Origin of the sequence: Acidovorax sp. sif0632 (assembly GCF_019218805.1) — a bacterium.
In the GTDB taxonomy this organism is placed as follows: domain Bacteria; phylum Pseudomonadota; class Gammaproteobacteria; order Burkholderiales; family Burkholderiaceae_C; genus Acidovorax; species Acidovorax facilis.
The window spans coordinates 791,641-802,811 of record NZ_JAHUWW010000003.1; the positions used below are offsets into that span (position 1 = coordinate 791,641).

Consider the following 11,171-nt stretch of genomic DNA (forward strand, 5'->3'; position numbering starts at 1 on the left):
ATCCACCAAGACAGCCCCACCTCAGACACTACAAAATTTATAGCCGTTAACGCTTTACCATCAAGCGCTAGAGGCTATTTTTATGCCTCATCGGGCGCATCCAGGCCCAGCTCCTGGATCTTGCGTGTGATGGTGTTGCGGCCAATGCCCAGGCGCTGCGCGGCTTCCATGCGGCGCCCATGGGTGGCCGTGAGCGCGGTGCGGATCAGGCGCGATTCGAACCGCCGCGTAAGGGCGTCCCACACTTCGGGCTGGCCGCCCGCAAGCAGCTTCTGCGCCTCGGTCTCCAGCGCCTGCTCCCAGGTCGCCGCAGTGCCAACGGTGGCAGCTATCCCGCCCGAACCCGTCGCCATCTGCGCCTCGGCGGGCCAGTGGGGCGTAGCGCCCAGCGCCGGGGTGGCAGAGGCCGCAATACCGCCCACCAGGGGCTGGGTGGCGCCAGTGGCAGGTTGTGGCAGCCCTCCCACCAACTCCACCGCCGGCGCAGGGGTTGGCATTGGGGCCGCAACGGCGTGCACGGCAGCTACCGTCGCAGACGGATCACTGCCGGGTCGGGGAGCGGGTTGGTAAAGGGGCGCTTCCAGCACTTCGGGCGGCAGATCCTGCAGCGAGATGACCTGGGCGGGCGCCATCACCGTGAGCCAGTGGCAGATGTTCTCCAGCTGGCGCACATTGCCCGGAAAGGCGAACTGCTCCAGCCGTGCGATGGCCGAGTCGGCAATGCGCTTGGGCTCCACACCCAGTTGCCGCGCGCTTTGCTGCAGGAAATGGCGGGTGAGCACAGGCACGTCCTCGTGCCGCTCGCGCAGCGCGGGCAGGCGCAGGCGGATGACGTTGAGGCGGTGGAACAAGTCTTCGCGAAAGCCCCCCTCCTTCACGCGCCGCTCCAGGTCCTGGTGGGTGGCAGCGATCACGCGCACATGGGCCTTCACGGCCGCATGGCCGCCCACACGGTAGAACTGGCCGTCCGACAACACACGCAGCAGGCGCGTCTGCAGATCGAACGGCATGTCGCCGATTTCATCGAGGAATAGCGTGCCGCCCTCGGCCTGCTCGAAGCGGCCCCGCCGCTGCGTCTGCGCGCCGGTGAAGGCGCCGCGCTCATGGCCGAAGAGTTCAGATTCGAGCAGGTCCTTGGGGATGGCCGCCGTGTTGATGGCGACAAAGGGTCCGTCTGCGACCGGCGAGTGCTTGTGCAGCGCGCGCGCCACGAGCTCCTTGCCCGAGCCCGATTCGCCGGTGATGAGCACCGTGACCTGGCTTTGGCTCAAGCGGCCGATGGCGCGGAACACGTCCTGCATGGCGGGCGCCTGGCCGAGCATCTCCGGGGCTTCGGCCTGGCGCTCTTCGGTCACTTCCTCGCGCTGGCTTTCTTCGACCGCGCGGCGGATGAGCTCCACCGCCTTGGGCAGGTCAAACGGCTTGGGCAGGTATTCGAACGCGCCGCGCTGAAAGGCCGACACGGCGCTGTCCAGGTCGGAGTAGGCCGTCATGATGATGACGGGCAGGCCGGGCTGCAGTTCGCGGACTTTCTCCAGCAGTTGCAGGCCGGAGCCGCCAGGCATGCGAATGTCGCTTACCAGGACCTGGGGGCCTTGCCGCGCCGGGTCTCCGGGGGTGATATCGGCCAGCGCGTCCAGCACTTCGCGGGGGTGCGTGAAGCTGCGCGTAGGCAGGTTCTCGCGGGCCAGCGCCTTTTCGAGGACGAAGCGGATCGAGGGGTCGTCATCTACTATCCAGATCGGCTTCATATGTTTTTCTTACCTTCCCTGTGGTTGCGTGTCAGGGACCATCTGCGCTTTTAAGGCAAGGGAATCAGGATGCGGAAATCGGTGCGACCCGGTACGCTGTCGCATTCGATCAACCCATGATGGCGCTGCACGAAGGTTTGTGCCAACGTGAGCCCCAGCCCTGACCCGCCGTCCCGACCCGACACCAGAGGGTAAAAAATCCGCTCCTTGATCGCGTCGGGCACGCCCGGTCCGTTGTCGATGACATGCAATTCCAGTGCCAGCCGATAGCGCTGGCGACCAAACGTTACTTGTCTCGCAACGCGGGTGCGCAGTGTAATCGTCGCCTCACCCTCTGCGATGCGCTCGGTCAGCGCCTGGGCTGCGTTCTGCACGATGTTCAGCAGTGCCTGGATGAGCTGGGCGCGGTCGCCACGGAACTCAGGGATCGAGGTGTCGTAGTCGCGCAGCACCTTGAGGCCCTGGGGGTATTCCACCAGCACCAGAGACCGCACGCGCTCGCACACCTCATGGATATTGACGTCACCCACCAGGTGGGGATGGCGATGGGGTGCCAACAGCCGATCTACCAGGCTTTGCAATCGGTCGGCCTCGTGGATGATGACCTGGGTGTACTCGGTCAGTTCGCGGCTTTCAAGCTCCATCTCCAGCAGTTGCGCAGCACCGCGAATCCCGCCCAGCGGGTTCTTGATCTCGTGGGCCAGGTTGCGGATCAACTCCTTGTTGGCCTGGGCTTGGTCCAGCAGGCGCTCCTCGCGGTCTTGGCGGGCCTGCTGCTCCAGCGGCCACAGCTCCACCAGGATTTCGCCGACCTGCTCGGCATCGGCCACGCTCACATGCACGGGCACCGGGTCCTGGTGCTGGCGCTTGAGGCTGGCTTCATACCGCAGGGCCGCGAAGTCCTTGCCCCGCGCGCCCGCCAATGCGGTCTGTAGCAAAGCGGGGTCGGTGAAGAAGGTGGAGAAGTCCACCCCCTCCAGGGTGCGGCGCGAGAGGCCGAGCGCGTTCTCCAGCGCTGCATTGGCGAATTGCACGGCGCCATCGGCGCGCAGCACCGCCACCAGGGTGGACATCAGGTCCAGCGAATGAAAGCGCCCCGTGTCGGAGGAAGGGGCTTCTGTGAAGAGTGAGGAACTCACACGCGTGCCAAACGAGGGAAAGAGATTCAGTTGGCCGGAAGACGGGCGATTTCGCGCTTGATGCCTGCGATATCGCTTTCGCTGCGGGCGACGCTGGCCTTAAGTTCTGCCGTGCGCTCCATGTAGCGCTGCGGGTTGCGCAGGTCGAGCGCGTTGCGCTCCGGCGCGCCACCGTTGTATTCCTTCACCAGCTCGGCATGGCGCGCCTCGGCCTTGCGCAACTCGGATTCGAGGATGGCACGGGCATCGGCATCGCGGGCCTTCTGGTCGTTGGTGGCGACACGGGGTGCAGACGGGGGAGATGCGGCGGGAGCTGTGCCCGCACCAGCCCCGGTTCCCGTCGCTGGCGCTGCCGTTGCTGCGCCTGCAGGTCGGGTGCCCTGGACCACGGTGACGTTACCTCCCTCAACCAGCTTGCAGCCGCGCTCCTTGGCCTGCTGGGCGTTGTTGGTGTATTCGTTGCCGCAACGGTAGATGCGGTCTTGCGCCCATGCGGCGGGAGCCGTCGCGGCGATCAGTAACAGGGTGATGAGCGTTTTCTTCATTCGGTTTCCTCGCACTGCCATGCAGGGGTTCGGGGAGTATCCCCCAATCACCACACATCGCCAATCCAACACCAGCAGCCCCGCACAGGGCTTTGTACAAGGATGCAACGGCCCAGCCAGTGGTTCCGTTTCAGCGAAACCCGATCCTTGAGTGCAATAAAAAAAGGCGGCCGGGGCCGCCTTTGTGAGGGTAATGGCCTGCAGGCAGGCGATTACAGGGAGTAGTACATGTCGTACTCGACAGGGTGAGGTGCCATGCGGAAACGCGTGACTTCGCCCATCTTGAGTTCGATGTAGGCATCCAGCATGGAATCGGTAAAGACGCCACCCTTGGTAAGGAAACCACGGTCCTTGTCCAGATACTCGAGCGCTTGGTCCAGGCTGTGGCACACGGTGGGCACCAGCTTGTCCTCCTCGGGTGGCAGGTGGTACAGATCCTTCGTGGCGGCTTCGCCGGGATGGATCTTGTTTTCCACACCGTCCAGGCCCGCCATCATCAGTGCCGAGAAGCACAGGTATGGGTTGGCCGATGGATCGGGGAAACGCGCTTCGATGCGGCGGCCCTTGGGGTTAGCCACGTAAGGAATGCGGATCGAGGCCGAGCGGTTGCGGGCCGAGTAGGCCAGCTTCACAGGGGCTTCAAAGCCAGGAACCAGGCGCTTGTACGAATTGGTGCCGGGGTTGGTGATGGCGTTCAGGGCACGTGCGTGCTTGATGATGCCGCCGATGTAGTACAGCGCAAAGTCGCTCAGGCCGGCATAGCCGTCGCCAGCGAACAGGTTCTTGCCGTCCTTCCAGATGGACTGGTGCACGTGCATGCCGGAGCCGTTGTCGCCAGCATAGGGCTTGGGCATGAAGGTTGCGGTCTTGCCGTAGGCGTTGGCCACGTTCCAGACCACGTACTTCAGGACCTGCGTCCAGTCGGCGCGCTCGACCAGCGTGCTGAAACGCGTACCGATTTCGTTCTGTCCAGCGCCCGCCACTTCGTGGTGGAACACTTCGACCGGGATGCCCAGGGATTCGAGGATCAGGGACATCTCAGCGCGCATGTCTTGCGTGCTGTCGACGGGAGGCACTGGGAAGTAGCCACCCTTGACGGTGGGACGGTGACCACGGTTGCCGCCTTCGAGCTTGGCGCCCGAGTTCCAGGGGGCTTCGTACTCTTCGATCTCGAACATGACCTTGCCGGGTTCGTTGGACCAACGCACGCCGTCGAAGATGAAGAATTCTGGCTCTGGGCCGAAGAACGCCGTGTCGCCCAAGCCGGAGGCCTTGAGGTAGGCTTCAGCGCGCTTGGCGATGGAGCGTGGATCGCGGTCGTAGGCCTTGCCGTCACCGGGTTCGATCACATCGCACTGCAGGAACAGTGTGGTTTCTTCAAAGAAGGGGTCGATGTTGGCGGTGCTGGGGTCGGGCATGAGTTGCATGTCCGAGGCTTCAATGCCCTTCCAGCCGGCTACCGAGGAGCCATCAAATGCATGGCCGGACGTGAACTTGTCTTCGTCGAAGTGGGACACAGGCACGGTCACGTGCTGTTCCTTGCCACGGGTATCGGTGAAACGGAAGTCAACGAACTTGACTTCGTTCTCCTTCACCATCTTCATCACGTCTGCAACGGTCTTGGCCATCAGGTTCTCCTGGATAAAGCGCTTGTTGAAAAAAGGAATTTACCGAAATAAAAGCAGTTTGCGTGCCAGCTGGGTGCAGCCGCCGCACTATGAAGGAGCACTAAGGACTGCAGGCCGAGGGAGCACCCGCCGAACCGCACCAATTTAGTGCAAACTTACTATCAACACAGGGCATCACAAGCTGCGCACCAATTCAGGGCCACAATCTGCACCAAACTCGTGCAACCCCCGTTTCAGGTCCTGCCATGCAGCGGGAACGAGGGGAGCAGGACCTTTGACACCCAGTTCAATATGCCGCCCGTATTGTGGATGATCCACGCTGGGCAAACTGAACACCCGAACGTTCGGGTGCGTTTTTTCGATGCGCTCCATGAGGGGCGTCAAAGCCGCTTCCATGGCCCCATAGACCACCACCGACTGCTCGGTCTGTGGCGTGCGGTTGAAAAACGCTGCGTAGTGCTGGTCCAGCACCCACTCGATCATCGGCCAGGCCATGACAGGGAATCCAGGAACAAAATGCACGGCCCCTCCACGACCGCCCTCGCAGCTGAACCCGGGGATCTTGTTGTAAGGGTTGGGAATGATGTGGGCACCTGCCGGAAACACCCCCATGTTGAGCCGGTGCACGTTGTCGGGACGGTCCGGCTCATACGTCACACCCTGCTCCTGGGCCACGTCCTGCATGCGCTCGCGGATCAGAGCCTCAGCGTCGGGGTGTAGTACCAGGTCCCGGCCCAGGGCACGCGCGGCGCATTGGCGGGTGTGGTCGTCTGGCGTTGCGCCAATGCCACCGCAGGAAAACACCACGTCACCCGACGCAAAAGCGCGCTGCAGCGTGGCCGTGATGCGGTCCGGGTTGTCGCCCACGTAGTCGGCGTAGGTCAGCGAAAGCCCTCGCGCTGACAGCAGTTCAATGACCTTGGGCATGTGCTTGTCGGCACGCTTGCCAGACAGGATTTCATCACCCACGATGATCAGACCGAAAGATGGGATCATGGTGCAGGGCTTCCGTTGGCAGGAGATGGGGGGGCAGAAAGAACAGCAGTGGGCGACGCCGCAGGCGGCAGCGCGGAATGCGCGGGCTCCCCCGCGTCTGCAGCCTTCGGTGTAGACACTTCAACGGGTGTTACCCCTGTGCCCTCTGCGCGCAAGCGCTCCAGGGCTGCCAGGCAATAGTGGGTGAACCAGAGGGAAGAGAACGCAAAAACCAGGGTGTAGATCCAGATCGCAAGCGGCACCAGAATGAAAAAAGCCGCAGCAAAGACCACGCCTGAGGCCCACACGATGCTGGGCGCCGCCCCGAGGTAGCCGGTGAGAATGCCAATTCCCAGCAGGCTGCTGCGGTGGCGGCGGAAAATCTCTTGCCGCTCTTCCTTGCTGGCATGGTCAGCCAGCGCATCAAACACCATCACGCGGTAGGTCAGCCACCCCCAGATCAAGGGGGGCAGGATGAGCACCAGTGGTGGCACCAGCCACAGGGGCACCGACACCACCAAGGCGATCAATGCCAGCACGGTGGAGCTGACCGACCAAACCACGCTGGCGATGAAGGAACCACCCTTCTTGCGCTCCAGCACAGGGAAGCGCCGATCCGCCACCAACGCCACTAATGCGGGCGTCATGAGCACCGCGACCACCAGCAGCGAGACCACCACCAAAGCCGGAGCCACCGCCAAAACCACCATGAGGGGCGCCACGACGGAGGTGACATCACCCAACCCCCACCCTTGCAGCCAATTCCAGAAGCTGGCCAGAAGCGGAGAGGCATCCAGCAGCGCGCGCATGCCCTGCACGGCTCCGTCCCAATAAAAATAGCCCAGCCCCAACGCCAGACCCACCATCAGCAGCAACGGCAAAACGGACAGGGCCATGACGCGGGGCCGCAAGCAATAGGCCGCAGCACGCCAGAAAGAATCAAGCAAAAGTCCCATGCCGACAAGCATACCTTCTTGACCGCGTGGAGGGTCTTTCAGGCCTTGCCCAGCAGCCTCAGAACACCCCGCCATTGCTGCGACCAAAAGCCCCTGCCATAGTCGCGCAAGCGCCCGTCTGGCCCCGGCTCCACCTGATCGCGCACGCCCGTGGGATCAAAACGCAATTCAAAGTTGGCCGTGCGCATCAGCATGTCCCACCAGGGCAGCAATACGCCGAAGTTGTGCCCGCCCAGCACCACGCGGTATCTGGCGCCCTGCGCAGCAGCAGCCTCCCCTGACAATGGCTTGACGGCCTCGTGGCCGATTCCGATGCTGTGGTGCAGCCGGTGAAACCTCGGACTGATCCACAGCCGCTCGCCCCAGCGCCCAAACCACAGGCGCACATTGGCGTGCTGAAAGCTCTCGCTGAGCTGCGTGATGGCCACGATAGCGATGAACTGTCCAGGTGCCACACCGATGAGCTGCGCCACAACCACCAAGATGGTGTCGCGCAGCACGTCGTCCAGCAGATGGTTGCGGTTGTCGCTCCACATGGTCATCTGGCGCTGCGCGTGGTGCAAGGAATGCAGGCGCCACCACCATTCAAAGTGGTGCTGCCCCCGGTGAATCCAGTAGTCCACGAAGTCGAACACCACCAGGTACAGCAGCAGGCTGACCCAGGGTACGTCGGTGAACCCAGGCCAGAGGCCATCAAGCTGGAAGGTGCTGATACCAGCCACGCGCAATGCCCCAAAGATGGAATCCATCAACGGATCCACCGCGAGGAAGAGACCCAGGCGAAACAGCCCCAGCCGGTGAATCAGCGTGTAGAGAATGTCGATGCGGATCGTCGCGCGGTCGGTCACAGCCTCCACCGGCCGCCAATGCTGCAATGGGCCAATCACTGCCGCGATCACCACCAGCTGCAGCAGCCCCACCAGCACCCATCCAGCGGCCTCGTAGCCATTTTCGAGCTGGTTTCCCAAACCGATAGCAAACATCACTGGCTGCAACAAGCTCTCGAAAAGCCATTGCTGAGCCGCATCAAACCCATTGCCTAGCCAACCCATTGCGTCATGCTCCGTCTATCTCTCACCACACACGCCCTTGCTCCGAACGGCCTCCACGATCTGCCTCGCCTCCTCCACCGCATTCAGCGCCTCACCAACGGCGCGTAGTCAGGGTGTTCTCGCAGCGTGCGAAAGCAGAATCCGCGCTCCTTCAGCCCGACGATCAGCGGCTCCAGCACGGCAGGCGCCCAGGGATCCTTGCGTGACCAGATCCCCAGGTGCGCAAGCAGAATGTCTCCGCTGCGCACATCCCGCAAAGCCTTGTTCAGCAACGTGGTGTTGCTGGCCTTTTCACTGGGCAACTCATCGCCCAGGAATCCCGCCGGTGACCACCCCACATGCGTGTACCCACATGCGCGGGCACTGGCAAGCAACTGCGGCGAAGTCTTTCCACCTGGGGCGCGAAACAAGGGCAAGGGTATTTTGCCGGTCACGTGCTTCAAGCGATCTGCGGCCCGAGCGATCTCCTCACAATAAGCGGCGGCCGTCAGCACAAAATCCTGCCCCGCGCGCGGCCCGGCCGATGGTCGAACACGGAACGAAGGGGCCTGCGCCGATCCCAGATCCGCGCGCCAATAGGTGTGGTCCCAGGTGTGGGATGCAAATTCGTGCCCCTCTGCGGCCCGAGCGTGCCACCAGGAAGCCCAGTGGTCGCCCAAGCTGCCATCCCCTTCCTGGGTGCGTTCGTTGGCGGCGAAAAACGTCACGCGTACCTGCTGGCGTGCGAGAACGTCGGCGACCAAAGGCGCCACGGCCATATGGCCAGTATCGAAGGTCAGATAGAGAGGCTTTTTACAGTCTTTTTGGGCACTAGCGCTGGATACAAAAACGCTAGAAGCTACAAAATATATAGCAAAATAAACTCGCAGAGACACTCCCCTGCGAGGCGCCGACGCTCGCACACCATCGCCAATCAGCGGGGCGCGTGTTGCAACGTCCATACGCCATGGGGCGACTTGCCCACTGTGACCTGCCGCACGACCTTCTTGGCCTCGGTATCCACAACAGAGAGCTTGCGAGCCCAGCGGGAACTCACATAGATGAAGCGGCCATCGGCCGACACTTCCATACAGTCCGGCCCACCGGGTACCGGATAGGATTCGACCACCTGCTGGGTGGTCATGTCGATCTTGCTGATGGAATTGGCCACCCGGTTGCTGACATACAGGTGGCGCCCGTCGCCGGCTGCGCGAAAGGCGTGGGCACCGTTGCCCGTTTTAATCTTCTTGATACTCACGGGCTCGCGTCCCGAGACGTCAAATACCTCCACGCTGTCGCTACCGGTCAGGCCCACAAAAATGCGCTTGTCGTCCGCGCTGCCATATACGTCCGCCGGCATGGCGCCCGTCTTGGTGCGCCACTTGATCGTCTGCGTTGCAATATCGATGGCCACCAACTCATCGCTATCCTGCATGGTGGAATACACCGTGGTGCTGCGACTGTCGATCCACAAATGGCTGGGAGTCCGGGAGGTGGCCACCCGCTGGACGAGGGTCAACTCCTTCCCGTCCCAACGGTAAAAATCCACATGGTTCAAACGATTGGCAGCGGTGATAAACCACTTCATATCGGGTGTGAACCGCAGGTGGTAGGGGTCCACAATGCCCCGCACCGTGCGTTGAATCTGCGCAGTGCGCGGATCCAGGAACGTCAGCGTATCCCCCAACGCATTGGCCACAATGATCGACTTCTCATCCGGCGTGAGATACAGATGGTGCGGCTCCTTGCCCGTCGGAATGCGGGCCGTCTCGGTCCAGGTCACCGGGTCAATAACACTGACATTGGCTTCGAGGGAGTTCAGCACAAACAGTGGAGGCGCGGCAGCCAGTGCCCCCCCTATTGAGATCCACAGCCCACCCAAGACAGCGCACGCGCGTGCAATCGAGAAAATCTTCACAGAACCACTTTCAACACAGCCAAGAAGTGTAGCTGTGCACTTACCAATACCTTGGGGGAGAACACGTAACATTCTTGATGTGGAACGAATTTCGACGAGCAAAAGAGCACCTCACTCGACTGGCAACCACTGGCGCTCATCATGGATTCGTCAAGTCAGCGCATTCGCCGCCACGCTCTCGTCATCATCGAATCCTTCCAGAGATGTAGCGGTCGCTTCGCTTAGTCAGATCGCACACCAAGTAGCGCTTCACCATCTGTGGTCCAAGCCCCTCAGGACGACTGAGCCAGCAAGGACAGATCCTCCTGACTGAGCCATTTCCATGCCCCAGGAGGCAGGTCAGCGGGCAACACCAGAGCACCGATCTGCGACCGATGCAATCCCTCTACACGATTACCGACGGCAGCAAGCATACGCTTGACCTGATGGTACTTGCCCTCGGTCAGGGTGAGGTCCAGCCGATGGCTCGCAGTCTGCTCACAAGCCGCCGCTTTTACGGGCTTGGGGTCATCGTCCAGAACCACCCCCGCCAACAAGCTCGATATCTGTTTTTCAACGACTGGATGTTTGGTAGTGACCTGATAAATCTTGGGCACATGTTTCTTGGGCGAACTCATGCGGTGAATGAATTGACCGTCATCGCTCAACAACAGCAACCCGGTGGTGTCTTGGTCCAACCGCCCTACGGCCTGCACCCCTTGCACCGCGCTTTTTGTTGGCCGCTGCCGCAAAGGGGCTGGCAACAAGGTATAGATGCTGGGATAGGTTGAGGGTTTTTGAGAGCACTCTGTCCCCGCCGGCTTGTGCAGCAGCACATAGGCTTTAGCGTGGTAGGGCCAATTGATGCCTTGGACCTGCAACTGCAGGCCTTCTGGGTCCAGCTCAGCAGTCGCATCGACGCACGGCTCGTAATCCTGAGTATCAGATGATGACCCGCGTATAGAAACCCAGCCCTGCTGAACCAGCCCCGCACAGACACGGCGGGTGCCAAAACCTTGGGAATACAAAATATCCTGGAGCTGCATAGAAAGGGGCAGGAAAAAGAATTCTTGAGTCACAAAGCAAAACGCCCCTCTACTCGATTGAGCAGAAGGGCGATTCGGGCTGTAAGAGCCTGACGATGACCTACTTTCACACGGGAACCCGCACTATCATCGGCGCAAAGTCGTTTCACTGTCCTGTTCGGGATGGGAAGGAGTGGTACCAACTTGCTATGGTCATCAGGCAT

At 61.7% G+C, this 11,171-nt stretch carries 10 protein-coding genes and 1 rRNA gene; all 11 read right to left on the reverse strand.

Annotated features, from left to right (window positions below; genetic code table 11):
• Nucleotides 1-80: 80 nt before the first annotated feature.
• The 11 genes from ntrC to rrf all read right to left on the reverse strand — a co-directional run bounded on the left by ntrC (nucleotide 81) and on the right by rrf (nucleotide 11,168).
• Complete coding sequence (ntrC, locus tag KW832_RS13640) at nucleotides 81-1,751, reverse strand: nitrogen regulation protein NR(I) (RefSeq protein WP_218300362.1); 1,671 nt, start codon at nucleotides 1,749-1,751, stop codon at nucleotides 81-83.
• Between the two features lie 50 nt (nucleotides 1,752-1,801).
• A complete protein-coding gene (glnL, locus tag KW832_RS13645) occupies nucleotides 1,802-2,824 on the reverse strand; it encodes a nitrogen regulation protein NR(II) (RefSeq protein ID WP_010457747.1) in 1,023 nt (340 codons plus the stop codon).
• 92 nt (nucleotides 2,825-2,916) lie between these two features.
• Complete coding sequence (locus KW832_RS13650; RefSeq protein ID WP_218300363.1) at nucleotides 2,917-3,435, reverse strand: hypothetical protein; 519 nt, start codon at nucleotides 3,433-3,435, stop codon at nucleotides 2,917-2,919.
• Between the two features lie 212 nt (nucleotides 3,436-3,647).
• Nucleotides 3,648-5,063: a type I glutamate--ammonia ligase gene (gene glnA / locus KW832_RS13655; RefSeq protein WP_121420585.1), complete on the reverse strand. Its 1,416-nt coding sequence runs from the start codon at nucleotides 5,061-5,063 to the stop codon at nucleotides 3,648-3,650.
• A 174-nt stretch (nucleotides 5,064-5,237) separates the two neighbouring features.
• Nucleotides 5,238-6,059 carry a molybdopterin-binding protein gene (locus tag KW832_RS13660; protein ID WP_218300364.1) on the reverse strand — a complete coding sequence of 274 codons (822 nt, stop codon included), beginning with the start codon at nucleotides 6,057-6,059 and terminating at the stop codon, nucleotides 5,238-5,240.
• A complete protein-coding gene (locus KW832_RS13665) occupies nucleotides 6,056-6,994 on the reverse strand; it encodes an EI24 domain-containing protein (RefSeq protein ID WP_218300365.1) in 939 nt (312 codons plus the stop codon). Before KW832_RS13665 ends, KW832_RS13660 begins: the two co-directional genes overlap by 4 nt.
• Before the next feature lie 38 nt (nucleotides 6,995-7,032).
• On the reverse strand, nucleotides 7,033-8,046 hold the full coding sequence (locus KW832_RS13670) for a sterol desaturase family protein (RefSeq protein WP_218300366.1): 1,014 nt from the start codon (nucleotides 8,044-8,046) through the stop codon (nucleotides 7,033-7,035).
• Between the two features lie 83 nt (nucleotides 8,047-8,129).
• A complete protein-coding gene (locus KW832_RS13675) occupies nucleotides 8,130-8,987 on the reverse strand; it encodes a polysaccharide deacetylase family protein (RefSeq protein WP_370628700.1) in 858 nt (285 codons plus the stop codon).
• On the reverse strand, nucleotides 8,960-9,943 hold the full coding sequence (locus tag KW832_RS13680; RefSeq protein ID WP_218300367.1) for a YncE family protein: 984 nt from the start codon (nucleotides 9,941-9,943) through the stop codon (nucleotides 8,960-8,962). The genes KW832_RS13675 and KW832_RS13680 overlap by 28 nt, the downstream gene beginning before the upstream one ends.
• Before the next feature lie 272 nt (nucleotides 9,944-10,215).
• Nucleotides 10,216-10,968, reverse strand: a complete 753-nt coding sequence (locus tag KW832_RS13685) for a 16S rRNA pseudouridine(516) synthase (protein WP_218300368.1) — start codon at nucleotides 10,966-10,968, stop codon at nucleotides 10,216-10,218.
• An 87-nt stretch (nucleotides 10,969-11,055) separates the two neighbouring features.
• Nucleotides 11,056-11,168, reverse strand: a 5S ribosomal RNA gene (rrf, locus tag KW832_RS13690).
• Between the last annotated feature and the right edge of the window lie 3 nt (nucleotides 11,169-11,171).

What these genes read in the sequence shown, in the direction of transcription:
- ntrC (WP_218300362.1), bottom strand. Translation starts at nt 1,751, where the DNA reads ATGAAGCCGATCTGGATAGTAGATGACGACCCCTCGATCCGCTTCGTC.
- glnL (WP_010457747.1), bottom strand. Translation starts at nt 2,824, where the DNA reads ATGTCCACCCTGGTGGCGGTGCTGCGCGCCGATGGCGCCGTGCAATTC.
- KW832_RS13650 (WP_218300363.1), bottom strand. Translation starts at nt 3,435, where the DNA reads ATGAAGAAAACGCTCATCACCCTGTTACTGATCGCCGCGACGGCTCCC.
- glnA (WP_121420585.1), bottom strand. Translation starts at nt 5,063, where the DNA reads ATGGCCAAGACCGTTGCAGACGTGATGAAGATGGTGAAGGAGAACGAA.
- KW832_RS13660 (WP_218300364.1), bottom strand. Translation starts at nt 6,059, where the DNA reads ATGATCCCATCTTTCGGTCTGATCATCGTGGGTGATGAAATCCTGTCT.
- KW832_RS13665 (WP_218300365.1), bottom strand. Translation starts at nt 6,994, where the DNA reads ATGGGACTTTTGCTTGATTCTTTCTGGCGTGCTGCGGCCTATTGCTTG.
- KW832_RS13670 (WP_218300366.1), bottom strand. Translation starts at nt 8,046, where the DNA reads ATGGGTTGGCTAGGCAATGGGTTTGATGCGGCTCAGCAATGGCTTTTC.
- KW832_RS13675 (WP_370628700.1), bottom strand. Translation starts at nt 8,987, where the DNA reads ATGGACGTTGCAACACGCGCCCCGCTGATTGGCGATGGTGTGCGAGCG.
- KW832_RS13685 (WP_218300368.1), bottom strand. Translation starts at nt 10,968, where the DNA reads ATGCAGCTCCAGGATATTTTGTATTCCCAAGGTTTTGGCACCCGCCGT.